The sequence below is a fragment of the Pseudomonas sp. 05N431 genome (genome assembly GCF_056397005.1).
Window position 1 is genome coordinate 43,654 of the sequence record NZ_JBFTMN010000001.1, and the last position, 25,083, is coordinate 68,736.

Annotated in this window: 21 protein-coding genes; 3 read left to right on the forward strand and 18 right to left on the reverse strand. The window is 59.9% G+C overall.

All coding sequences use genetic code 11. The features are described 5' to 3' along the window. Positions 1 to 7: 7 nt before the first annotated feature. From AC1DIG_RS00210 to AC1DIG_RS00260, 11 genes are all read right to left on the reverse strand, one after another. Entirely contained in the window at positions 8 to 2,107 is a 2,100-nt protein-coding gene (locus AC1DIG_RS00210; protein WP_477765599.1) for an acetate--CoA ligase family protein, read from the reverse strand. 18 nt (positions 2,108 to 2,125) lie between these two features. Beyond that, on the reverse strand, positions 2,126 to 3,286 hold the full coding sequence (locus AC1DIG_RS00215; RefSeq protein ID WP_054597340.1) for an acyl-CoA dehydrogenase family protein: 1,161 nt from the start codon (positions 3,284 to 3,286) through the stop codon (positions 2,126 to 2,128). 45 nt (positions 3,287 to 3,331) lie between these two features. Beyond that, on the reverse strand, positions 3,332 to 4,123 hold the full coding sequence (locus AC1DIG_RS00220; RefSeq protein ID WP_477765600.1) for an enoyl-CoA hydratase/isomerase family protein: 792 nt from the start codon (positions 4,121 to 4,123) through the stop codon (positions 3,332 to 3,334). A 425-nt stretch (positions 4,124 to 4,548) separates the two neighbouring features. After that, entirely contained in the window at positions 4,549 to 6,924 is a 2,376-nt protein-coding gene (locus AC1DIG_RS00225) for an efflux RND transporter permease subunit (RefSeq protein ID WP_477765601.1), read from the reverse strand. Between the two features lie 23 nt (positions 6,925 to 6,947). Further along, positions 6,948 to 8,000, reverse strand: a complete 1,053-nt coding sequence (locus tag AC1DIG_RS00230; RefSeq protein WP_477765602.1) for a WD40/YVTN/BNR-like repeat-containing protein — start codon at positions 7,998 to 8,000, stop codon at positions 6,948 to 6,950. A 397-nt stretch (positions 8,001 to 8,397) separates the two neighbouring features. Beyond that, entirely contained in the window at positions 8,398 to 11,055 is a 2,658-nt protein-coding gene (gene pepN, locus AC1DIG_RS00235; RefSeq protein ID WP_477765603.1) for an aminopeptidase N, read from the reverse strand. 12 nt (positions 11,056 to 11,067) lie between these two features. Beyond that, on the reverse strand, positions 11,068 to 11,898 hold the full coding sequence (locus AC1DIG_RS00240) for a DUF2797 domain-containing protein (RefSeq protein ID WP_477765604.1): 831 nt from the start codon (positions 11,896 to 11,898) through the stop codon (positions 11,068 to 11,070). Next, the gene (locus AC1DIG_RS00245) at positions 11,895 to 12,155 is read right to left on the reverse strand and encodes a YeaC family protein (protein ID WP_071550343.1); all 261 of its coding nucleotides are present in this window, start codon (positions 12,153 to 12,155) and stop codon (positions 11,895 to 11,897) included. Before AC1DIG_RS00245 ends, AC1DIG_RS00240 begins: the two co-directional genes overlap by 4 nt. Positions 12,156 to 12,199: 44 nt before the next feature. After that, on the reverse strand, positions 12,200 to 13,075 hold the full coding sequence (locus AC1DIG_RS00250) for a rhomboid family intramembrane serine protease (RefSeq protein ID WP_477765605.1): 876 nt from the start codon (positions 13,073 to 13,075) through the stop codon (positions 12,200 to 12,202). After that, positions 13,072 to 14,046, reverse strand: coding sequence for a metallophosphoesterase (locus AC1DIG_RS00255; protein ID WP_477766056.1), 975 nt, complete (start codon positions 14,044 to 14,046; stop codon positions 13,072 to 13,074). The genes AC1DIG_RS00250 and AC1DIG_RS00255 overlap by 4 nt, the downstream gene beginning before the upstream one ends. Beyond that, entirely contained in the window at positions 14,043 to 14,933 is an 891-nt protein-coding gene (locus AC1DIG_RS00260; RefSeq protein ID WP_019690613.1) for an NAD(+) kinase, read from the reverse strand. The genes AC1DIG_RS00255 and AC1DIG_RS00260 overlap by 4 nt, the downstream gene beginning before the upstream one ends. 120 nt (positions 14,934 to 15,053) lie before the next feature. On the opposite strand from AC1DIG_RS00260, the gene AC1DIG_RS00265 reads away from it, so the two are divergent. Then, positions 15,054 to 16,004 carry a DUF1853 family protein gene (locus AC1DIG_RS00265; RefSeq protein ID WP_477765606.1) on the forward strand — a complete coding sequence of 317 codons (951 nt, stop codon included), beginning with the start codon at positions 15,054 to 15,056 and terminating at the stop codon, positions 16,002 to 16,004. 104 nt (positions 16,005 to 16,108) lie between these two features. Here AC1DIG_RS00265 and AC1DIG_RS00270 read toward each other — a convergent pair whose 3' ends face one another. From AC1DIG_RS00270 to AC1DIG_RS00285, 4 genes are all read right to left on the reverse strand, one after another. Then, positions 16,109 to 17,392: an arsenic transporter gene (locus tag AC1DIG_RS00270; RefSeq protein ID WP_477765607.1), complete on the reverse strand. Its 1,284-nt coding sequence runs from the start codon at positions 17,390 to 17,392 to the stop codon at positions 16,109 to 16,111. 34 nt (positions 17,393 to 17,426) lie between these two features. Further along, positions 17,427 to 17,774 carry a metalloregulator ArsR/SmtB family transcription factor gene (locus tag AC1DIG_RS00275; protein ID WP_477765608.1) on the reverse strand — a complete coding sequence of 116 codons (348 nt, stop codon included), beginning with the start codon at positions 17,772 to 17,774 and terminating at the stop codon, positions 17,427 to 17,429. A 240-nt stretch (positions 17,775 to 18,014) separates the two neighbouring features. Beyond that, positions 18,015 to 19,118, reverse strand: a complete 1,104-nt coding sequence (locus AC1DIG_RS00280) for a DUF2855 family protein (protein WP_477765609.1) — start codon at positions 19,116 to 19,118, stop codon at positions 18,015 to 18,017. A gap of 97 nt (positions 19,119 to 19,215) precedes the next feature. Continuing rightward, positions 19,216 to 19,773 carry an NADPH-dependent FMN reductase gene (locus AC1DIG_RS00285; protein WP_477765610.1) on the reverse strand — a complete coding sequence of 186 codons (558 nt, stop codon included), beginning with the start codon at positions 19,771 to 19,773 and terminating at the stop codon, positions 19,216 to 19,218. A gap of 185 nt (positions 19,774 to 19,958) precedes the next feature. Here AC1DIG_RS00285 and AC1DIG_RS00290 point away from each other — a divergent pair, with 185 nt between their 5' ends. Both AC1DIG_RS00290 and AC1DIG_RS00295 read left to right on the forward strand, forming a co-directional pair. Next, positions 19,959 to 20,195, forward strand: coding sequence for a hypothetical protein (locus AC1DIG_RS00290; protein WP_477765611.1), 237 nt, complete (start codon positions 19,959 to 19,961; stop codon positions 20,193 to 20,195). A gap of 88 nt (positions 20,196 to 20,283) precedes the next feature. Then, a complete protein-coding gene (locus tag AC1DIG_RS00295) occupies positions 20,284 to 21,177 on the forward strand; it encodes a LysR substrate-binding domain-containing protein (RefSeq protein ID WP_477765612.1) in 894 nt (297 codons plus the stop codon). Here the strand turns inward: AC1DIG_RS00295 and AC1DIG_RS00300 are convergent. From AC1DIG_RS00300 to dnaQ, 3 genes are all read right to left on the reverse strand, one after another. Further along, entirely contained in the window at positions 21,143 to 21,757 is a 615-nt protein-coding gene (locus AC1DIG_RS00300; protein ID WP_477765613.1) for a GNAT family N-acetyltransferase, read from the reverse strand. The two genes, AC1DIG_RS00295 and AC1DIG_RS00300, sit on opposite strands and share 35 nt — an antisense overlap. 14 nt (positions 21,758 to 21,771) lie before the next feature. Then, on the reverse strand, positions 21,772 to 24,027 hold the full coding sequence (locus AC1DIG_RS00305; protein WP_477765614.1) for an Orn/Lys/Arg family decarboxylase: 2,256 nt from the start codon (positions 24,025 to 24,027) through the stop codon (positions 21,772 to 21,774). Positions 24,028 to 24,294: 267 nt separating this feature from the next. Further along, entirely contained in the window at positions 24,295 to 25,053 is a 759-nt protein-coding gene (gene dnaQ, locus AC1DIG_RS00310; protein ID WP_145016520.1) for a DNA polymerase III subunit epsilon, read from the reverse strand. Positions 25,054 to 25,083 lie beyond the last annotated feature (30 nt).

Here is a 25,083-nt window from a genome sequence, read left to right on the forward strand (position 1 = left end):
CATATCCTCACTTGTGGCCGAGGCGAATCAACGCATCGACCGCCGTCGTGCCGTGGGCACCGACCAACAATGGGTTCACATCGAGTTCCAGCAACTGCCCGGCGTTCTCGCAGGCGTAATCGGCCACGGCACGAATCGCCGCCACCAATGCGTCCAGATCTGCAGCTTCACGACCGCGAAAGCCTTGCAACAACGCGGCACTGCGCAGGCTCAACAACGCTCTGCGAATCGCACCATCGGTGGTCGGCAGCAGCAGGCTGCGGCTGTCCTTGAGCAACTCCACCAGAATCCCGCCGGCGCCGATCACCAAGGCCAGGCCAAAATCGTTTTCACGCTTGATGCCGACAATCAGTTCAGCCAATGGCTTGGTTGCCATGGGCTCCAGCAGTACCCGATCGAACCGCACATTAGGTGCGTAATCGGCAATGCTCGCGCGCATGGTTTCCAGTGCTGCACTCAAGGCCGCGCCATCCTTGAGGTTCAGTGCCACGGCGCCGGCTTCGGTTTTGTGTGGCAATTGCGCGCTGACCGCCTTCAGCACCAACGGGTAACCGAGCGTTTTAGCGTCATTCAGTGCCTTCTCCGGTGTGCTCAACACGCCGTTTGGAGTCGGTAAGCCGAAGGCCTGGAGGGCCTGTTTGGAGTCCCACTCGTTGAGCAAGCGGCCTTCACCGTCCAACGCTTGCGGACACAGCGGCACCAATGCTGATTCGCCGAGCGCGAGCAGTGCCTGGCGATTGCGTTGATAGCCTGCGATTCGGCCCCATGCGGCCAATCCGTCTTCCACACCTTGCAACGCCGCCACGCCTTGAACGTGCAAGCGCTCGCGAGCACTGGCCGGCAGCAGTTCGGGAAAGGCTGACGTAACGAAACCGGTCTTGCCGTGACGGACCAGCGCCTGGCAGTACAGCTCAAGCAGCAAGTCGCACTCTTTGCGCTCACCGGTGAACTCCGCCGGGTAGTCCAGCACCAGCATCGCCGCATCGGCTTCAGTGCGCAGGGCGCTGTCGAGCATGCGGTTCAGCGCCTCGCCGTCGCCCCAGATCGCCGTGGTGAAATCCAGCGGATTGACCAGGTTGGCGTAGCTCGGCAACACCTGCGCCAGCTCATCGGTTTGACGCTCATCGAGCTTGGGCAGGCTCAGGTCATTGCGTTCGGCGTAGTCGGCAATCAGCCCGGCATCGCCGCCCGAACAGGCCAGCGCAATCAGGCTGTTGCCCGCCGGCAGCTTGCCGCACGCCGCAGCCTTGAGGGTTTCGACGAAACTCACCGGACCGCTGACGCGAATCACCCCAAGCCGTGCAAACAGGCTGTCGTACAGCGCATCGGAACCCGACAGCGAGCTGGTGTGACTGAGGGCCAGTTCGGCGCCGATCTGCGACACACCGGTTTTCAAGGCGATGATCGGAATGCCCTTCTCCAGCGCCTTGTGCGCCGCGCGGGCGAAACCTGGAACGTTTTTCAAACCTTCCAGGTGCAAGCCAATGGCGGTGACCCGGGGTTCGTCGAGCAGCACGTCCATCAATTCGGCAATACCGAGTTGCGCCTGATTACCGACCGAGGCCATGTAGGCCACCGGCAGCGAACGGTCGCTCATCGACAGGTTGTAAGCGAAGTTGCCGCTCTGCGTCAGCACCGCAACGCCCTGCTCCACCGGTTTGCCGCCGTGGGCCACCGGCCACAACGCCGAACTGTGCAAGTAATCCAGCAAGCCGTAGCAGTTAGGCCCGAGCAAAGCCATGTTGCCAGCAACCTTGAGCAACTGTTGTTGCAGTACCTGACCTTCAGCGCCGGTCTCGGCAAAACCCGAGGCGTAGCAAATCACCCCGCCCGCGCCTTTGGCGGCCAGTTCGGCCACGCAGGTCAGGGTCAAGTCACGGTTGGTCGCGACGAACACCGCGTCCGGGCCGCACGGCAGTTCGGCGATGCTGCGCACGCACGGCACGCCTTCAAGGCTTTCATGCTGCGGGTTAACCAGCCAAAGTTGCCCAAGGTAGCCACCTTCAGCGCAACGCTTAAGGGCCCGAGCCATGCTGCGGCCACCGACAAACGCCAGATGGCGCGGCGCGAGCAGGCGTTTGAGGTTGTCACGAATCGTCTGGGACATAGGTATTCTCCGGGGCGATCAGCGCAACAGCGGCCGCAGCAGCTCGCGGGAAATGATGTGGCGCTGGATTTCCGAAGTGCCCTCCCAGATCCGCTCGATTCGCGCGTTACGCCAGATACGCTCCACCGGCCCTTCATCCATCAGGCCCATGCCACCAAAAATCTGCACCGCCTCATCGGCCGCCCGACCGAGCACTTCACTGGCGAACAGCTTGGCCATTCCGGCCTCGCCATCGGTCATCGTGCCTTGATCCATCTTCCACGCCGTGTGCAAGGTCAGCAGCTCTGCCGCGCGGATCTGCGTGGCCATGTCGGCCAACTTGAACGACACGCCTTGATAGGTACCGATCGGCTGGCCGAACTGTTTACGATCCGCCGCCCATTGCAGCGATACATCGAGTGCGCGCTGAGCCTGGCCAACGCAGTTGGCCGCGACCATCACTCGCCCGGCCGTCAGCCAGGCGTTGGCGACTTCCCAACCCTTGCCGACTTCGCCGAGCACTTTGGAGGCCGGTACGCGGCAATCGTCGAAGAACATTTCGAAGGTGTGATAACCACGGTTGCTCACGCACTTCGGTCCACGGCGAATGGTCATGCCCGGGGTATCGCGATCCACCAGGAACGAGGTCACGGCGTTGCGCTTGCGGCCGTTGTGTTCGTAGGTGTCGGTGACCGCGAAAACGATGGCGAAATCGGCGTGCCCGGCGTGGCTGATGAAGTGCTTGCTGCCGTTCAGCACGAAGTCATCGCCGTCACGCACCGCACGGGTCTTGATCGCGTTGGCATCGGAGCCGGCGCCCGGCTCGGTCAGCGCGAAGCAGTCGATCTTCTCGCCCTGAATGCACGGCAGCAGGTAATCGTTGATTTGCTGGCCGGTGCAGGCCATGAGGATTTTCGACGGCCGAGCGACAAATACATGCAGCGCCCAGGAAACCTTGGACAGCTCACGCTCGATCAGCGCCTGCGACAGGTAATCAAGACCGCCACCGCCGACTTCTTCAGGCATGTTGAAGGCATAAAAGCCCGCCGCAATGGCCTTGCCGCGAATCTGTGCCGCCAGCTCCGGGGAGACTTCGTCGGCGCGGTCGACCGCTTCTTCATGGGGCAGCAATTCCTTGGCGACAAAGCTGCGAACCGCGTCCACCAACATTTCTTGTTCTTGGGTCAGTTGGAAATTCATGGTGTTACCTGTTGTTCGTTCACTGAATAGATGAGCGGCGTGGGCCTACTTGCCGACAAATTGTGACGAGCGTTTTTCCATGGCCGCGCGCAAGGCTTCTGCACCATCTTCGCTGCGACCGCAGAGCAACCCCGCCGCCAGTTCGGCTTGCAGTTGTTCCGGCAGGCTGCGCTGGGCGCCTTCGCGCATGAGCTTCTTGGTCTGGGCGAACGCAAAGGTCGGTCCGCTGGCCAAACGTGTGGCCAATTCACTGGCGGCGTCGAGCAGTTGTTCGTCGGCGCAGACTTCGCTGACCAGCCCCGCTGCCAAGGCGCGATCGGCGCTCCACAACTCGTCAAGAAATAGCAGGCGTTTGGCCTGTTCGGTGCCGATCAACCGTGGTAGATGCCAGCTGGCACCAGCGTCCGGCGAATACGCCATGCTGGTGTAGCCGGCCTTGAACCGCGCCGATTGCCCGGCGATGCGCAGGTCGCAGCACAGCGTCAGGTCCATCCCGGCGCCGACGGCGGTGCCGTTGATCGCTGCGATGGTTGGTTTGTCCAGGCTGTACAGGCGGCTCATCAGCGCGTGGGCGGTTTCGGTCCAGCCGTAGCTTTCCAGCGCGCCACGGGCTTCGGCTTCGGCCCATTCGGCAAGGTCGGCACCGGCGCAGAAACTGCGGCCGCTACCGGTCAGCACCACGACCCGAACCGCAGGATCGGCATTGAAGCCATCCAGCAAGGCGTGAAGATTTTTCAGGGTTGGAATGTCCAGCGCATTGCGCTGAGCGGTGCGATTGAGGGTGATCCAGGCAACGCCCGCTTCGACCTGACTGAGCAGAGAAGATTGAGTAGTCATGCGAATCCTCGAATTATTGTGTTTGGCATGAGGTGATGCGACTTGAGGCCATACTAAACGAGTGTTCAGCAAGGCGGCAATCTGCGAGGAAATGGGCTGTAACAGCTTTAAAAAAGCATTAAATTATTGTTTTTATTGAGTATTTTTCTGGCTTTTGGCCATGCCTCAGCTGCGCTGTTACAACTTTGAACAACTGGCTACAGCTTTGGATAGCTGATGAGGAAGTGCCTGAAGCAATGACGCGAATCGAGCGCTGCTGAACATGGGTGAGAGTCGAGTCAAAAAAGCTTGATTATTGCTTGGACGCAGACGCAGCAAGGGGGAGCAAGCTCCCCCTTCAGGTTTTACCGGACGCTCGTGAAGCAGAGCGAGGGGACGATCAAGCCGCAACCCCAGGATTGCGACTTGTTCATTTCAGACAAGGATCAGTGAGCGAACAGCGAGTTGCCCTTCTGCCCGGCGAGCTTCTCGGGTTTGATCAGGAAACGCGCCAGCGCCGGCAACAGCCACAGCGCACCGAACATGTTCCAGAGCAGCATGAAGGTCAGCATCAGGCCCATGTCGGCCTGGAACTTGATCGCCGAGAAGATCCAGGTGCATACGCCGATGGCCAGGCACAGACCGGTGAACAGCACCGCTTTACCGGTGGACTTCAGCGTCTGGTAGTACGCCTCCTGCAACGGTAGGCCAGCACGCAGGAAGCTTTCGAGGCGGCTGTAGATATAGATGCCATAGTCCACGCCAATCCCCACCCCAAGCGCCACCACCGGCAAGGTCGCGACTTTCACGCCGATGCCCATGAACGCCATCAGCGCGTTGCCCAGCACCGAGGTCAGCACCAGCGGCAACACGATGCACAAGGTCGCCGCCCAGGAACGGAAGGTGATCATGCACATGGTCGCCACACAGATGTACACCAGCACCAGAATGGTCAGTTCCGATTCCTTGATCACCTCGTTGGTGGCCGCTTCGATCCCGGCGTTGCCGGCAGCCAGGATGAACTCCAGGCCGTCCTTGTTGTTCTCCTTGGCGAAGTCCTGCACCGCATGCACTGCACGGTCGAGGGTTTCGGCCTTGTGGTCGTTGAGGAACACCAACACCGGTGCCAGCGAGCAGCTGTTGTTGTACAGGCCATCGGCACGGGCGATGGAGTTGTTCAGCACGTCCGGGTTACGCGACAGGGTTTCCCACTTCAGGTTGCCCTCGTTCATGCCCTTGATCATCTGCTTGGAGACGGTCACCAGGGAAATCGCCGACTGCACGCCCTCGGTGTTCTGCATCTTCCACATCAGTTCATCGATCGGCGCCATGGCTTCGTAACGCGAGCAGCCCTCTGCCTTGGTCTTGACCATCACCACCAGTACATCGGAGCTGGTGGAGTAGTTGCTGATGATGAAGTTGTTGTCCTGGTTGTAGCGCGAATCCGGACGCAGCTCTGGCGCACCTTGGTCGAGGTCGCCGATTTTCAGGTTCTGGCTGTACCAGAGGCCACCACCGAAGGCGATCAGCGCCAGGAGAATTGAAACCGGGGCGACTTTCGAGCTGGCAAAATTCGACAGCAGACGCCAGAACCTATGCTCGCGGATTGCGTCTTTCTTGCTGCGCTCGACTGCACGTTTGCTGATGCCGACGTAGGAAATCGCTACCGGCAGCAGGATCAGGTTGGTGAACACGATCACCGCCACGCCGATGGACGCGCCGATGGCCAGCTCACGAATCACCCCGATATCGATGATCAGCAAGGTAATGAAACCCACTGCATCCGCGAGGATCGCAATCATCCCCGGCAGGAACAGCTGACGGAATGTGCGCCGGGCGGCGGTCAAGGCGTTGTCCGCGTCGCTGGACTGCAAGGCAATCCCGTTGATTTTCTGCACACCGTGGGAAATACCGATGGCGAAGATCAGGAACGGCACCAGCATCGAATACGGGTCCAGGCCAAAGCCAAACGCGTGCATCAACCCGAGCTGCCAGACCACTGCCACCAGGGTGGTGCTCAACACCGCCACGGTGCTGCGCAGGCAGTTGGTGAACCAAAGCAGTAGAATCAGGGTGATGACGAACGCCACGCCGAAGAACATGACCACCATGATGAGGCCGTCAATCAAGTCTCCGACCTTCTTGGCGAAGCCGACGATGTGAATCTGTACGTTGGGGTTCTGCTTTTCGAACTTGTTGCGGATCTTGTTTTCAAGTTCATGGGAGAACTTCTGGTAGTCCAGTGCCAGCAGCTTGCCCTGGTCCTGCGGGTCCGGGTAGGACTCCAGCAGTGGAATATCGACGATGCTCGATTTGAAATCGTTGGCCACCAACCGACCGACCTGACCGGATTTGAGCACGTTGTTGCGCAGCAGATCGAGGCTGTCGGCCGAGCCGTTGTAGCTCTGCGGGATGACTTCACCGCCGGCAAAACCCTCCTCAGTCACTTCGGTCCAGCGCACGCTCGGACTCCACAGCGACTTGAGGCCGGAACGGTCAACACCGGAAATGTAGAACACTTCATCGTTGATCTGGCGCAGGGTCTCCATGTACTCCTTGGAGAAGATGTCGCCATTGGTGGCTTCCACGGAAATACGTACGGTATTGCCGAGGTTGGCCAGATCGTTGCGGTGCTCCATCATCTTTTCAATGAAAGGATGCTTGAGCGGGATCATTTTTTCGAAACTGGTGGACGGCCGGATCAGCGTCGCCTGCCAGAACAGGAACATGCTGACCAGCAGGCAGATCACGATCACTGCTGGGCGGTTATTGAAAATCAGGCGCTCGAGTAGCGTCGCCTTGTCCTGATGATGACTGCTCATGGATGTCATATCTGCGCCTCTCATTATTTGCCCAGCTCGGCGCCGATTGGCGAAGTAGCGCGAACGCCGCCCTGTCCTACCAGAATCAGGTTGCCATTGCCCGCCGCCGTGACCGCCGAAACGGAAATGCGGTCGGGACGGTTGAATACGCTGAAGGTCACGCCGTCGTCACTGCTGCGCACCACGCTGCCGCCATTGCCAACGATCACGATGCTGCCGTCGTCGAGCAAGGTCGCACCGGACAGACCGAACTCCAGCGCGCCGCGCGCAGCCTTGAGCTCGACCTGCTCCCAGGTGCTGCCAAAGTCAGTGGAGCGGAACAGATTGCCGCGCAGACCGTAGGCCAGCAACGTCGCCGGTTTGGCGGTGCCGATCACCCCGAACAGCGACCCCTGGTACGGACCTTGAAGGCGTTCCCAGGTTTGCCCCCAGTCAGGGGAACGGAACATGCTGCCCTGCTCGCCCACGATGAACAGCCCGGAATCCTTTACCGCTGCGATAGCGTTGAGGTGGTATTGATCCGGGTTATCGAGGCGATCGCCGACGTCTGCCCAGTTCTTTCCACCGTCAGTGGTTTCCAGCAGAGCGCCGTAAGCACCCACGGCAAAGCCGCTGCTGAGGTCCTTGAACCAGACAGCCAGCAGTGGCGCTTCGCGCTTCAAGTCTTCGAATTGTTTGATCCAGGTAACGCCACCGTCTTCACTGGCGAGGATTTGCGCGTCATGACCGACAGCCCAGCCATGCTTGTCATCGACGAAATAGACCGCGGTCAGCAGTTGCCGACTGGGCACTTTGGCCTGGGTCCAGGTCTGGCCCTGGTCATCGGAATACAGAATGTGGCCACGATCGCCGACGGCCACGAGGCGCTTGCCTGCATGCGCAACATCAAGCATCAGTCCCTTGGCGGACTTGGCGGACTCAATCGAATAGACCGTACCGGACGCCGGTGCATCTGCGGCCAGGACGGGTGCCGACAGCACGGCAGAACCCAACAGCGAGAGCGCTGTAGCCAGCAACGCGAATCTGCGTAACGCCGGCGGGCGGCAAAAACCCACACCCATGACAGGCTCACTCATAGACCTTTCCCCCATTATTATTGTTAGGTCGTTCAACCTTTCAGGGCGCCGCAGGGTTGCTCGTCGCGATTGAGCGTTTTTGGAGCATAGTCCTGAAACGCGCAATCTAGAGCCCCTTCGGAAGCTGGCCTATCCTATCCAGCTTTCGAAAGGTCTGACAATCAACGCCACGTTATGTTTTGTTAACTGGGGGAATCACGAACGGTCGCTGAATGACCAGGCATTCGCAGGGATGATGAGCGAGGATTCACAGACGACAGATCGTTCCCACGCGCCGCAAAGGAACGCATCCCGTGACGCTCCGCGTCACGACGTCAACAGCGGACGCAGAGCGTCCATGGTGGCATTCCCACGCAGAGCGTGGGAACGATCAGGTATCAGCGTCAGATCAGACGCGTCACGCCAGGCTTTTGCTGACCACTTCAAACACATCACTGGACAGTTGACCCGAAGCGCGGATGCGCTCCAGCTCGGCCTTCATCAACGCCTGACGGGCGCTGTCGTATTTACGCCAGCGCGTCAGCGGCGCCAATTGGCGGGAAGCGATCTGCGGGTTGAAGCCATTCAACTCGATCACCAGATCCGCAAGGAAGCGATACCCCGAACCATCGGCCGCATGGAAGTTGATCAGGTTTTGCCCGGCAAACGCACCGACCAGCGCCCGCACCTTGTTCGGGTTCTTGATATTGAACGCCGGGTGCTCCATCAACTGCCGAACCCGCTGCAAACCACCCGGCAACGTGCTACCGGCCTGAACGCTGAACCATTGATCCATGACCAGTGGATTGTCCTTGAAGTGCACGGCAAAACTTGCCAGCGCCTTGGCCTTCTCGGCTTCGAACGGCGAATTAACCAGCACCGCCAACGACGTCAGGCGTTCAGTCATGTTGTCGCAGGCATCGAACTGCTCAAGCGTCGAGGCCAGCACTTCTGGCTTGCCACTGAGCATCAGGTAGGACAACGCGATGTTCTGCAGGCTACGGCGGGCGAAATGCTCGGCTTCGGCAACGTAAGCAGTTTGCTTCGACAGCTCGCGATTGGCCTGATAACGCAGCCACAGCGCGTCGAACAGGTTGTCCGCCAGTTGCTTGCGAGCGAACTCACGGGCCGCGTGAATCGCATCGACGTCCGCCACTTCGCTGATTTCAGTCAGGTACGCCTCGCTTGGCAGCGAGAGCATTTCGGCGACCATCGCCTGATCCAGGGATTCATCCGCCAACACAGTACGCAACGCACTGATCAGGCGCTGATCCAGCACCAATGCCTGACCTGCTTGATGCTGAGCGATCAGTTCCTGCAACACCTGCACCGACAATTGCTGGCCGGCTTCCCAACGGTTGAAGCCGTCGCTGTCGTGTTGCATCAGGAACATCAGTTGATCGCGGTTGTACGGGAAACTCAGTTTCACCGGTGCCGAGAAACCGCGCAGCAGCGATGGCAACGGTTGTTCAGCAATATCGACGAAAGTGAAGGTCTGCTCGGCTTCAGTCACCGACAGCACGCGGGAGGTCCCGTCAGCGGCCGCTTCACCGGCCAGACGCAATGCGATCGCTGCGCCTTTGCTATCCAGCAGGCCCAGTTCGACCGGAATCACGAACGGCAGTTTTTCAACCTTGTCCGGGGTCTCCGGGCAGCTCTGGCGGAAGGTCAGGCTGTAGGTTTTGGCCGCCGCGTCGTAAGACTCGCTCACCGCCAGACGCGGTGTGCCGGCCTGGCTGTACCAGCGTTTGAACTGGGTCAGGTCGACGCCGTTGGCATCTTCCATGGCCTTGATGAAATCGTCGCAGGTGACCGCTTGGCCATCGTGACGCTCGAAATACAGGTCGCTGCCTTTGCGGAAACCTTCGGCACCGAGCAAGGTGCGGATCATGCGCACCACTTCCGAACCTTTCTCGTAGACGGTCAAGGTGTAGAAGTTGGAAATCTCGATGAACGCATCCGGGCGCACTGCATGAGCCATCGGGCCGGCGTCTTCGGCGAACTGGTGAGTGCGCAGGTAGGCCACGTCCTCGATGCGCTTGACGGTGCGCGAGTGCATGTCGGCGGAGAACTCGGCGTCACGGAACACCGTGAAACCTTCCTTCAGCGACAGCTGGAACCAGTCGCGGCAGGTCACGCGGTTGCCTGACCAGTTGTGGAAGTATTCGTGGGCCACCACCGCTTCAACCCGCTGGTGCGCGGCGTCGGTCGCGGTTTCGGCACGGGCCAGCACGCAGCTGGAGTTGAAGATATTGAGGCCCTTGTTCTCCATGGCGCCCATGTTGAAGTCGTTGACCGCAACGATCATGAAGATGTCCAGGTCGTACTCGCGACCATAGACTTCTTCGTCCCAGCGCATGGACTTCTTCAGGCTGTTCATGGCGTGCTGGCACTTGTCGATGTTTTCCGGCTCGACGTAAATGCGCAGCGCCACACTGCGCTGGGTCATGGTGGTGAAGGTGTCTTCGACGCACCACAAGTCACCGGCTACCAGCGCGAACAGGTAGGCCGGCTTCATGAACGGGTCTTCCCAGGTCGCCCAGTGCCGACCGTCTTCGCCGGGACCTGAGGCAATCGGGTTGCCGTTGGACAGCAGCACCGGATAGCTGTGCTGCTCGGCGACCACCGTGGTGGTGAACTTGCTCATCACATCCGGGCGGTCGAGGTAATAGGTGATCTTGCGAAAGCCCTCGGCCTCGCACTGGGTGCAGAACATGCCGCTGGATTTGTACAGGCCTTCCAGCGCGGTGTTGGTTTCCGGGTGAATCCGCACGCTGGTGTCGACCGTGAAACTGGTGCTGGTCGGTTGCAGGGTCAGATGGTTGTCCGTCAGTTGATAGTCGCCGGCGCTCAGTTCAGTGTCGCCCAAGGCTACCGAGAGCAGCTCGAGTTGCTGGCCATCCAGTACCAGCGGCGGCAGGCCCGGGCCACGGGCCGGATTGCGGCGCATCACCAGTTGCGCATGGACCAGGCTGTGGTCCTCGTACAATTCGAAGGTCAGGTGCGTCTCGTCGATCAGGTACTCGGGCGCCTGATAGTCCTTCAGGTAGATCATCTTCGGTTGTTCGGTGCGCATGCTGGAGTCCTTTTACTGATGCACGGCGAGCTGGTAGGCCGTGTATTTACGAATATTGATAACGCCGGTATCGAAGATCAGGTATTGACCCTTGATCCCCAACAACGTGCCTTCGGCAATCGGGTTCTTGTCCAGATTGAAGCTGACAATCTTGGCCGGGTACTGCTCGACCGGGTAACGGATTTCAATCGGCTCGACATCAAATACCGGTTGAATCGCTTGCAGACCGAAGCGCTCCTGCAGTCCTTGCACGCCCTCGGCACAGCTTTCGAACAGTTGATCACGAATCTGTTTCAGGTCAACCGGTGCCGCATCGCCCTTGAGCAAGGCGCGCCAGTTGGTCTTGTCGGCCACCTGACTGCGAAACAGGTCTTCAACGAAGCCGGATTGCTGACGGGTCGACACGCGCATGATCGGCAATGCCTGGCTGGCACCCTGATCGAGCCAGCGGGTTGGCAGCTGGGTGGCGCGGGTGATCCCGACTTTGACGCCCGACGAGTTGGCCAGATACACCACGTGGTCGGTCATGCAGAACTGCTCGCCCCAGGCTGGTTCACGGCAGGTCCCGGCATCGTAATGGCAACGCTCCGGGCTCATGATGCAGACATCGCACTGCGCCAGTTTGGTCATGCACGGGTAGCAGTAACCCTGGCTGAAGCTGGTTTTGGTTTTGCGTCCGCAATGGATGCAGTGGATCGCACCCAGGTATTCCAGGCGGACCGTGCTGCCGATCATGGGATTGACCGGCACCTCGGTATCGCCCAGGCGAAAAGCGTATTGCACGGTCGACGCTTCGAGGCGCGCCGACATCTTGCTGATTACACCGCGGCCAATCTCGATCAATGGATGGCATCCGACTTGAACAGGATATTCGGCACAGTGATCGACTTCGAACTGCATTCCTGCGGGCCCATATATCCGGTGCGCTCTTCCTCGGGCAGGTTCTGCACTTCCCAGGCGATCATCGCCTGCAACGACAGTTCGCGCTGCTCGGCAGTCAGTTTGCCGCCGTCGGACCACTTGCCGATCTCTACCGCCAATTTCAGGCTCTGATAGATCTCTGGCGTGATGTTTTTGATCATTTCGTTAAAAGAGGACATCAGGTCTCCGCGCTCGTTATTCACAGCACAATTTAGACGGCAGTTTATTGGACAGAGAGTCTACGGCGACTGTACAAGCCGCCCAACAAACCGGTGAGGCATCCGACGAGTAACCCGCCGACATGCGCCGCATTGGCAATTTCGCCGAAACCGATCATCGAGATCAGCCCCGACATACACAGCAGCAGCCACACCAGCATCATCACCAACACCCCGCGAGGCAGGCGATACGCCGGGTTCGGCGACAGCAACTGGTAGATCCAGCAATGCCCGAGCAGGCCGTAAAGCACCCCGGACAGACCGCCGAACAAGGTCGCGCCGCCGTAATAATATTGGGCGTAGTTCGACACCAGGCTGAACAGCAACGTCAGCCCCAGCAGGTTGACACTGCCCTGACGCGACTCGATACGCCGCCCCAGTTCCCAGTACCACATGCCGTTCATGGCCAGGTGAAGTACGCCGAAGTGGATCAGCATCGGCGTCACCAGACGCCACCACTGCCCCGCTGCCAGACTGTCGGCCAACGGCGTGAAGTGGATGTATTCGCCCACCACGCGAAACTCGAGGAACGTCAGCCAGCGCATGGTATCGAGGTTCTCGCCGAGCATGGTCACAGCGCCGACGATCATGCTCAGCAGCAGAATCAGCGCCGTTACCGGGCTGTTGCGCAGTTGCTCGACGAATCCTGGACGCTGGATATTCGCTTGTGCAGCCGGGATATCCAGTTGATGCTCGGGATCGCCCGCAGGAAACCGTTCGTACAGCGAGCGCACGTCTTCGCTGATCGCGTCCGGCACCCACAGCACCTGTTCACCGGCTTCTTCGCTGACCCGATGCGGCACGTGCATGCGTTGCAGCAGTTTGACGAAACCACTCAGGTCCACCGCCAGCGGCAGACGTAAAACAGCCACAACACTCATCGCAATACCTCTGGCCGTTCAACATCGACCCAGACAAACTTGTGTGGATCGAGACGGGTTTCCTGATCCAGCCGATAGGCAACCAGCTTGCCGTACAACACCGCGCTGTAATCCAGGCAGGCCAGGTTCGGGCGGATCGGCGCCGGTTTGCCGCTGCGCCAGTAGTGCCCGACAAACAACAGCGGTTCGTCGATGCCGTAGCGCAACAGGTTATCTTTTTCTACCGGCGACAGCGGCGTGCGAGCCACGGACTCGGGCAAGGCATCTGGCTGGAACACAATGTCGCCGTAGGTTTGTGGGTTGTCTTCCCAGAATTTGGTGCGGAAGAACGAACGCGTCAGACCGTCGCCGCTGGTCATGGTCAAGCCGTGCGGCAGGCGCATGTCGGTGCCGCGCAGCAAGCGGTCGAAGGCCATGCAGGCGAAACTGCCGGAAACCGCCGCCGCCTGGACGAAGTGTTCGTCGATGCAGCCATCGGAATACTGCGCACGTAGCACGTCGATCAGGCCACCGTCCCAGCACGCGTGGACGACCCGGAAGCGTCCGGCGTCGACGAACAGCGGCATCTCGTAGAACCAGGCAAGAAAGTCGTGCCAGTCCGCCGGGTGATCGGCAAATTGAGTCAGGGTTTCTTCGAGCAGGCGCGCATGCCGAGGCGTGTGTTCACGCACATACTGTTTACCACTGCCAGGCGGGGCCGGCGTGCTCCAGCCGAGCGCGTTGAATTCATGGTTGCCCATGATGCACAGCGCCTGACCGGCCTCGACCATGTCGTGAACGATGTGCAGCGCTTCGCGAATCCGCGGGCCGCGGTCGATGACGTCACCGAGAAACACGGCCATGCGTGACGGATGGCGCCAGACGCCGGCTTGCTTGTGATACCCGAGTCGGCCCAGCAAATGCTCAAGGGTATGAGCGCAACCGTGCACGTCACCGATCAGGTCGTAGCTACGCGCGGGATCGAGCATCAGTCGCCTCCACCACCCAACCGGCTGCCCCAGCCAAGCTTGGTCCGGCAGACTTCGTAGTAGTTGTGGTCCAGCGGATGAATCAGCCGCAGTTTCTGCGCTTTCTTGCTCACGGTGATGGTGTCACCGGGGGCGCAGGTGAAGTGGTTCTGCCCGTCACAGGAGACTTGCGGGTAAATCTGCATATCCTTCGACACGACGATTTTCAGCTCGCTGTTGCCATCGACCACAATCGGCCTTCCTGACAAGGTATGGGGGTACATCGGCACAATCACAATGGCATCGAGCTTGGGATGCATGATCGGGCCACCCGCCGAGAGCGCATAGGCCGTGGAACCGGTGGGTGTCGCGACGATCAGGCCGTCGGCCTTTTGGCTGCAGACGAACTGGCCGTCGATGTACAACTCGAACTCGATCATCCGCGTCGACTTGCCGGGGTGCAGCACCACGTCGTTCAGTGCATCGCCCTGGCCGATGGCCTCGGCGTGGCGGCGAACTTCGGCCTGCAACAGGAAGCGGTTTTCGACCAGATAGTGCCCGTCGAGCACTTCGGCGACCTTGACTTCCAGTTCATCCGGGCGGATGTCGGTCAGAAAGCCCAGGTTGCCACGGTTGATCCCCAGCACCGGAATGTTGTGCCGTGCCAATGCCCGAGCGGCGCCCAGCAGGCTGCCGTCACCGCCCACCACAATCACCATGTCACAGACTTCGCCGAGCATCTTGCGCGATGAGGTTTGCAGGCCATGGCCGGGCAGGACTTCGGCAATGGTGTCCTCGAGAATCACATGCAAGTGCCGGTCAAGCAGGAATCTTTTCAGTCGGCGAACGGTATCCAGCACCTGTGAACTGCCCAGGCGACCGATGATGCCGATATTGCGAAATTGCTCCATGGGGCTCCTAGTCAGGATAGGTTGACGCTTGGTCTGCGACGGCGAAAAACACGATTATGGGCGAAAGCGGGCCATAGACAAAATCCTTTCAGCCGCGAGCCAAAGCGCTATGCTCGCAAGATGACCTTATTTCCTGGCTTGCTCACCCTTCCCCGCCAGTTGCGCCATCCCGAAGTGCGCGACCTGGCCTGGGTCATCCTCGCGCCACCGATGCTCAGCGAAACCCCCTGGCCCCAACGCCATCCACTGGCCGGCAGCGATTGGGTACACGCCCCCGAACGACTGGAACACTGGCTGCTTCAGCTCGATCAGGACAGCCGTGAGCTGCAGCGTTGGCTGGCGCTCGGCCCGACTCGTCGCCTGGGGCTGTATTACGAACGCCTCTGGCAGTTTGCCGTGCAGCACGCGCCAGGGGTCGAGCTGATTGCCGCCAACCTGCCGATCCGCCGCGACGGCCACACGCTGGGCGAGCTGGACATGCTGCTGCGTGACCGCGATGGCGTGCATCACCTGGAACTGGCGATCAAGTTGTATCTGGGCCCCCAGAACGGCGAAGGCCACGACACTGCCCAATGGCTTGGCCCGGGCTGCCATGACCGACTGGACCGCAAGCTGGCGCACCTGACTCACCATCAACTGCCAATCTCCGCGCGCTCCGAAAGCCGCGATGCGTTGGCCGCGCTGGATATCCTGCGGTTCAGCGCACACCTATGGCTGGGCGGTTATCTGCTGTACCCATGGCCCGGCAAAACCCAGTCACCCGACTGCGCCCATCCGCAACACCTCAAAGGACGCTGGCTGCATCAGCGAGACTGGGCGCACTTTGTCGCCCAGAGCCCGCCGGGTCGCTGGCAACCCTTGCCACGGCACGCCTGGCTCGCGCCCGCCCATTATCCTGCCGAGCACACTTGGGACCGCGCCCAGCTGGAAGCCTGGCTGAACGGGCTCGACCCTCAGGCACCTGCGCAGTTGCTGGTACGCCTGACAGAAAACAACGACGGTGACTGGGAAGAAGCCGAGCGGTTGTTTCTGGTGGCGGATTTGTGGCCGAACGTACCGGGCCAGGGTTGAGCCTTGTGGCGGCTGAACCGGCCTCATCGCGAGCAAGCTCGCTCCCACAGGGGTACGCGTTCCAAATGTGGGAGCGAGCTTGCTCGCGATAGGGCCGACACGGTCTAGACGGACAGGCGCAAGGCCAACGCCGCCAGGGTCACCAGCAACACCGGCACTGTCAGCACGATCCCGACCTTGAAGTAATACCCCCAGCCGATCTGAATATTCTTGCGCGCCAGCACGTGCAACCAAAGCAAGGTCGCGAGGCTACCGATCGGGGTGATTTTCGGCCCCAGGTCGCTGCCGATCACGTTGGCGTAGATCATTGCCTCTTTCACCGCCCCGGTGGCCTGGCTGGCATCGATCGATAACGCCCCGATCAACACCGTCGGCAGGTTGTTCATCATCGACGACAACAGCGCGGTCAGCAGCCCGGTGCCCATGGCGGCGCCCCACACGCCGTAGTCCGCGAACACGTCCAGCCAACCGGCCAGGTACGTGGTCAACCCGGCATTCCGCAAGCCGTAAACCACCAGGTACATGCCCAGGGAGAAAATCACGATGTGCCACGGGGCCTCTTTCATCACCTTGCGCGTGGAAATCCTGTGCCCACGGGCGGCAATGGCCAGCAGCAATGCCGCGCACACCGCCGAGATCGCGCTGATGGGGATCCCCAACGGCTCCAGGGCAAAACAGCCCAGCAGCAAAATCACCAGCACACACCAACCGGCAACGAAGGTTGCCTTGTCGTGAATCGCAGTCTTCGGGTCTTCCAGTTGTTCAAGGTCGTAATCGGCAGGAACCTCCCGTCGGAAGAACCACAGCAACACCGCCAGCGTCGCCGCAACGGCCACCAGGTTGACCGGCACCATGACCGCTGCATAACGGTTGAACCCGATGTGGAAGAAGTCTGCGGAGACGATGTTCACCAGGTTCGACACCACCAGCGGCAGGCTCGCGGTATCGGCGATAAACCCGGCGCCCATCACGAACGCCAGCGTCGCCGCCGGAGAAAACCGCAAGGCCAGCAGCATCGAAATCACGATGGGCGTGAGGATCAACGCCGCGCCATCATTGGCAAACAAGGCCGATACCAGCGCCCCGAGCAAAATCATGTAAGCGAATAGCTTGCGCCCGTTACCGCGCCCCCAGCGAGCCACATGCAACGCTGCCCAGGCAAAGAAACCCGCTTCATCCAGCAACAGGCTGATGATGATCAGCGCCACAAACGTTCCGGTGGCGTTCCAGATGATGTCCCATACCAGCGGAATGTCGCTGACCTGCACCACCCCGCAGAGCAGCGCCAACACGGCCCCCAGCACCGCACTCCAGCCGACGCCGAGACCTTTGGGTTGCCAGATCACCAGGGTAATGGTCTGGAGGAAAATCAACGACGCTACGAGCATGCGAAACAGCCTTGAAGAAGATGGAGGGGGGAAATCAGCAGCAACGGACCGGGCGGTCATCCATCGCCCGTAGACGCGCTACGTCAGCGCCAAGCCATGCACCGTTGGCTGCCAGCGCGCCGTGCAACAACGTCACGACCCACGTAGATAATTGCGGATGCAGGCGATAAAAAACCCATTGCCCCTGACGACGGTCCGCCAGCAAACCATGACTGCGCAATTGCGCCAGGTGACGGGAGATTTTTGGCTGGCTCAGGTCCAGCGCCGCCGTCAGCTCGCACACGCACAGCTCACCCTCTTTGGCGATGAGCAAAGCGATACGACTGCGGGTCTCGTCGGCCAATGCCTTGAACACATCGACGGGATTGCTGGAATCGGACATGGAAATGCAAGCGCCTGAACAAACGAAGCGCGAATATATGGAATTTCGAATATAGGGTAAAGCGAATAAACCGCATTGCGCGCAACTGTAGCAGCTGGCGTAGCCTGCGCTCGGCTGCGAAGCAGTCGTAAAATCAAACACCGCAGTGCGTCAGGTTAATCGCGAATTCAGGATTTGCGACCGCTACGCGGCCGAGCGCAGGCTGCGCCAGCTGCTACGGAATTTTGTGCGATTCAGGTATTACAAACGGATCACATGCCCCTCGATTGGCGCGATCTCCCCGTGAAACAGCTGCGAAATCACCGTTTGCGCCGCTTCAAGCCCATCACTCTCCACCACCCTGAGCAATGGATTGGCCGGTGCCGTCACTCGCCGATGAAACTTCTGCCCGCCCTCACCGATGTACTCGACAAGCCGCTGCGCTCCCCAGTCGGCGTTGCGTTTGCGAATCTGGATGGGTGCAAAGAAAAACGCCGGCTGCGGCCCTGTGATAGCACTCAGTTGCGCCTCTTCAGAGCTCTGGGTCGAACCTACAAAGCAGCTGTACATCAATTGCTCGTCGTAATGCTGATGTACCTGATCGCGCAGCTCCAGATTACCGGAGAAATCCACGTACACGGTCGGACGGTCAGCGGGCAGCGACGCCAACTCGGCGTACCCGAGCGTGCGTTCGTAACACCCAAGATGTTCAACAAACGCCTTGTTCCCGGCCGATGTCAGCGCTACGCGTTCGAGACCCGCCTGGTCCTCCAGGCAAATAGCCGTGCCGAAAGCGGTTTTGCTCGAAGCGCTGGAGAACACCACGCGCGTCGCACCGAAGAGTTGATTGTCCTGTAGGAAGTCCGCCAACATCAATGACGTCAAAAACAGCGGATTCAGCAGCATTTGCAGGTTTTCATTCGCAGGGCTGTAGTACCGATCCCAGCTGCAACGGGTGTACTGGTTGTAAACCGAGTTGAGTGTTTGACGGTGCGGGGCGGCGTCATAAAAACCTCGTTCGGTCACCCGCTCTGGATGCATCCAGAGATGGCTGGCCAGTGGAAAGTACCCGTAAAAGCGCTCCCCGACCGCAATGCCTTCAACTGTAGTGGCAAGCACATCGGCAAAACCCCAGGCCGGGATGTGGCCCCATTGTGCCTGTCCCGTCGGGAAAAACTCCCAGTAATGCATCGAGTCGCCATAGGCTGCGTAGGTGACGTTATTGGTGGTCAGCGCGCAGCGATCAATCTTCAGGATCACGTCACCAGTAGCAGGAATCAGGCTGCGTTGCTCACGCTCGACACGACTCTGGTCGATGGCGTTTTTACGGGTGATCAGCCGTGTGACCGTGTCCGGGCTTTGCATTTTCAGACTCCTTGTCGGGTGGCTGTCCAATATTCAATGGTTCGATCAACCGCTGACGGGCCAGCGCTTCCTGAGCGTAAGCACTGGCCCGAGTCGATCAATCCTTTTTAAATTGTTCGACCCACTCGGCATAGGCATTGATGAAACTCTGCAAAAATGGCCGGACCGACTCGGACACCTTGCCCGACTCGTCGAACGCCTTACCGGCGTTGCTCAGGTAGGCTTCCGGTTGCTGCATGCAAGGTACATTGAGGAACACCATGGATTGACGCAAATGGTGGTTAGCACCGAAACCACCGATAGCGCCGGGCGAAGCGCTGATCACCGCCCCCGGCTTACCACCCCAGGCACTCTTGCCATAAGGCCGGGAACCGACATCGATGGCGTTCTTCAGGGGAGCAGGCACCGAGCGGTTATATTCCGGCGTCACAAACAGCACCGCGTCGGATGAGCTCACCTGATTACGGAAAGTGCTGTAGGCTGCCGGCGGGGTTACGTCGATGTCTTCGTTGTAGAGCGGCAGGTCGCCAATCTCGACGATGTTCAGCCTGAGGTTTGCCGGAGCCAGTTCAGCCAGCGCCAACGCGACTTTGCGGTTGATCGACTGTTTTCTCAAGCTGCCAACCAGGACAGCAATCGTATAGACCTTGCTCATTGGGGATTCCCGACTATCTGGCTAAAGGAGCCTGTAGTTATAGATGATTCGGCAGGACTTGAACGTGTCCCGTGTCGCGGAATAGCAGTTAAATACTATTTTTTTCCTGTAGGAAAACTTACCAAGCTTATCGACGGTCTACAGAACCGCAAATTGAGTGACTTATCTCCAGAGGTTCTAAGCAGATGGCAGCAGTACTCGTCGGACAATTCCATGCAAGAGACGCGGAAGGCCGTGTTTATTCGGTGCATGAGTTCCAGGAATCCACCCCCTCGCAGGACGGTATCGCCGGCCTTGCGCCTGTCACCACCTATAAGCTGGCGATTGGCGATCGCATTAACAAACTTGATGACAACGAATTTGTCTTGGTTCAATCGGGCGTTACCATCATCCGCGAGCCTGAACCAAACGTCGCCTCATAAGCCTCCGTTATGAGCTGAAGTCATAGGCACGGACTTGAGTTAGGATTCAGACACTGACTCCCTCACCTGCTGAACATGGACTTCACGCATGCGTTTACGCCATATCGAAGTGATCCAGGCGCTCCTGCAAACCGGTCACCTGGGCACCGCTGCCGAGATGCTGCAATTGCCGGTGGCCGGGGTCGAGGGGATTTTGCGCGAAGCCGAGGAACAGCTCGGCTTCATGCTGTTTGCCAGCGTACGCGGGCGTTTGCAGGCTACCCGTGAGGCGCGGGAGTTGCAGGTCGAGATTGCCCACGTCTATGAAGCGCTCGAACCGGTACAGCGGCTGGCCAACAGCCTCAAACAGTACCTGGCGCCGCCGTTGCGGATCATTTGCACGCCCCCCTTGGCGCAGCAGTTGTTGCCACAGGGCATTGCCACCCTGCGTCGACGCTTCCCGGATGCGCCCTGCTCCCTGCTCAGCCAACCCACGCGTGACATCGTCAGAAGCCTGCTGCTGCGTGAAAGCGATCTTGGCTTGAGCCTGCACGATCCCGACCACCCTGACATTCAGTGTCAGATCATTGCCCAAGGCAAACTCCAGCTCCTGGCGCCTCATGGCTGGCTGCAACCCAAGCAAAAATACATTTCCGTGCAGGACCTGGCCGGCCAGTCGATGGTCGGGCTCGAAGGCCACGACCCGCTCAGCGTGATGTTCGAGAGCAAACTGCAGGCCTTGCGCCCTGCACCGGTGGTGCAAACCCGGGTTCAGACCCATCAGATGATGCGCAGCATGGTCGAGGCCGGCGAAGGCCTGGCCGTTGTCGATCCGTTTACCGCGATCGGCGCCAAGGCCGGCGGACTGGACGTTTGCCCTGTCTCGCCGGCCGTTCCGATCAGCCTTTACGCCTTGACCCTGAACAATGCCGCGATAGCGCCTGCGGCCCAGGCGTTACTGGAGATCATCAAGGAACAAGCCGAGGCGATGCTGGCGGGCTGATCGGACTGTCCAACGGATTATCGAACAACCGATACCAGAACAACGCGACCTCGGCAGTTTGTGGGTCAATGCCGCGATAACGCAGGTGATCGATGCCGCCGAGCACATAACCGCAACGCTCGTACAGCCGACAGGCACCCAGGTTGTTATTCTGGGTTTCCAGCATGATGCCCGGCAGTTTCTTCTTGCGACTCCAGAACTGCGCGACATCCAGCAACGCCTTGGCCACCCCGTGACGACGCGCCGGGGCATGCACTGCCAGCTCATCGATATGGGCAAAACCGTTCCAGTTGGTGCTGATCACGATGTGCCCCACCGGGTGATCGTCGAGAAACGCCATGAAAATCGCACTGTCGACCGCGTCCCGGTAACTGGCGAACTCCTCCGGGTCAATGCCATAACATTTGCGGTAGGGCGTGATGGTTTCCAGCCGCCACTGATCCACTGGCTTATTGATCTCTGCGGCCGCATAGGCCCGGACTTCAAAACTGAAGTCACTGCCCCAGATATACGCCGCGAATCCCTGATCGGCGACACGTACCGCCAAACCCGGATACTTGGGGTTGATGACCGGCTGCATACTTGGAAAAGTCCTCAAGTCTTTATGCAATCGACGGTGTAAGACCGCCCATTACCCTCGTCTTCATGCTGCAGGCCGTGCACATCAGCGACAAAGCCCGGAAAGCTGCTGTTGAACGAGCGGGCAAACGTCAGGTAATCGATGATCGAGCGCGTCGACTCAGTAAAGCGTTCGCCGGGCATGATCAGCGGAATCCCCGGCGGATATGGCACCAGCATGACCGCAGCGATTCGCCCCTGCAAATTGTCGATTGACACCGCCTCGACCTCGCCACGGACCAATTGATCGTAGGCGTCGGCCGGTTTCATGACGATTTCCGGAAGCACCGTGTACATCCGTTTGAGGTGCTTGGCGGTGGCGTTGCTGCGGTAGCAGGCATGCAATTGATCACACAGGTCGCGCAGCCCCATGCCCTGATAACGCGCCACGTCTCGTTGCGCGACACACGGCAGGCACACCGCCAGGCTGACATTGGCGTCGTAGCTGCGTTTGAATTCAAGCAACTCGGTGAGCAAAGTGCTCCATTTACCCTTGGTAATGCCCATGGAAAACAGCACCAGGAATGAATACAGGCCGGTTTTCTCCACCACCAACCCGCGTTCCCAGAGGAACTTGCTGACCACTGCCGCAGGAATCCCCCGCTCGCTCAGCGCGCCACCGGCCGTCAGCCCCGGCATCACCAGCGTCACTTTGATCGGGTCCAGCAGCACGTAATCTTCGGCGATGTCGCCAAAGCCGTGCCAATCGGCTTCGGGCTGCAACAGCCAGTCAGCGGTGGTTACCTTGTCTACCCCCTCCACCAGCGGTGGCTGCCAGATCGAGAACCACCAGTCGTCGGTGGCGATGTGCTGGCGCAGGTTGGCCAGCGCCCGGCGAAAACTCAGGGCTTCATCGAACATTTCCTGCAACAGCGACCGGCCGGCCGGGCCTTCCATCATCGCCGACGCCACGTCCAGCGAGGCGATGATGCTGTATTGCGGCGAGGTGGAGATGTGCATCATGAACGCTTCATTGAAGCGGTCACGGTCCAGTTGCCGAGCGCCGCCATCCTGCACGTGAATCATCGACGCCTGGCTGAAGGCCGCCAGCAGTTTATGGGTGGAATGGGTGGTGAACACCAGCGGGCTGTCATCAGTGCGCGAGGTGCCCATGCCATAGCGCCCGGCAAAGAACTCGTGAAACGCCGCATAGGCGTACCAGGCTTCGTCGAAGTGCAACACTTCGGCGCTGTTGCCCAACGTTTGCTTGATCAGTTCGGCGTTGTAGCAGAGCCCGTCGTACGTCGAATTGGTCACCACCGCCAATTTAACCTTGGGCTCTCGGCCCTTGGTCAGCGGGCTCGCGTCGATCTTGGCCTTGATTGATTCGCGGCTGAATTCGCTCAGTGGAATCGGCCCGATGATCCCCAGTTCATTGCGCTCCGGACACAGGTACAACGGGATCGCCCCGGTCATGATGATCGAGTGCAACACCGATTTGTGGCAGTTACGGTCCACCAGCACCAGGTCGTCACGCGCAACCATGGCTTGCCAGACAATCTTGTTGGCCGTCGAGGTGCCGTTGATCACGAAAAACGTGTGATCGGCGCCGAAATTACGCGCCGCACGGGCTTCAGCTTCCGCCAGTGGTCCGGTGTGGTCCAGCAACGAGCCGAGCTCCGGCACCGAGACCGACAGGTCCGAACGCAGGGTGTTCTCGCCAAAAAACTGGTGAAACGCCTGGCCTACCGGACTTTTGTGATAAGCCACGCCCCCGCCATGCCCTGGGGTGTGCCAGGAGTAGTTGGAGTCGGCGGTGTGTTGCACCAAGGCCTTGAAAAACGGTGGCAGCAAGCCATCGAGGTAGCTGCGCGCCGCCCGGGCGACCTGGCGCGCCAGAAACGGCACGGTGTCTTCGAACAAATAAAGAATGCCGCGCAACTGGTTCAGCTCGCTCATGGCATCGGCCGGGGCGTTCTCCAGAGTGACCTGCTCGCCCAGGGCGAAGATCGGCAAATTCGGCGCACGGGCGCGGGCCACACGAATCAATTCGGCCATGTTCTGTAAAAGGTGGATATTCTCCCCGGCGCCTTCGGCGGCAATCAACATGCACGCGAGGCCGTGGTGAGTCGAAGCAACCAACCGCCCTTCGGCGTAATCCACCGCCGAAAGGACACTGAAACCTTCCTGTGCAAGCTCCGTGGCGATGCCACGCACGCGATCACCGGCGACTGTGTCGGCCTTGATGTCGCGGTGGACAATTAGGACCGGGAACTTCAAGTCTTTATACATGGGGCTCGGCGTCCTGAGGCAGCAGACCGTGGTCTGCCAATACACTCAGGGTAGAGGGTTGCGGCCCGTGTGGCGAGCGAGCATTACCCAGCACCGCGATCCGTACCGTAGCAGCTGCCGAACCTGTGAGGCTGCGTTCGAGGACGAAGTCCTCGCAAACAAGCAATGTGCTGTTTTTCTGAAGGAACTCGTTTACCTATTGCGACTGCTCCGCAGCCGAACGCAGCCTCACAGGTTCGGCAGCTGCTACAGGGCATGTGCTGCAACCTAAGCTTGTGCTTCGGCCTCGGCCAGTTGGGTCCAGAGCGCCGGGGCACCGGCAGACTTGGCGATCACTTCAAGGCGTGAGGCGTGCTCGGCCAGCTCCGCTTCACTGGCACGGATGATCCGCGCCGGCGTGCGATCGGCTGGCAGACGACGGATCTCGCTCGCCTGATTGCCCGAACCCTCGCCCGAACCATTACCATCAGACGCGTTACCAGCCAGCGACAGACTGGTCTGGCCGCCGGTCATGGTCAGGTAAACGTCAGCGAGAATCTCGGAGTCGAGCAAGGCGCCGTGCAGCTCACGGCCGGAGTTGTCGACGCCATAGCGTTTGCACAAGGCATCAAGGCTGTTGCGCTGGCCGGGGTGACGCTCACGCGCCATCATCAGGGTATCGAGGATCGAGCAATGCTGGGTGATATCCGCCCGATCCTGCTGGCCCATCAGCGCGAATTCGTTGTTGATGAAGCCAACGTCGAACGCCGCGTTATGGATGATCAGCTGCGCGCCCTTGATGAATTCGAAGAACTCATCGGCCACTTCAGCGAAACGCGGCTTGCCCACCAGGAACTCGTTGGTAATGCCGTGGACGCCAATCGCGCCCTCGTCACTTTCCCGGTCCGGTTGCAAATAAACGTGGAAATGCCGGCCCGTCAGGCGTCGACCGATCAACTCGACGCAACCGATCTCGATAATCCGGTGGCCGTCGGTCACCGGCATGCCGGTGGTTTCGGTGTCGAGCACCACCATCCTCTGAGCCATCGTTGTTCACCCCTTCTGTATCGCGTTTAC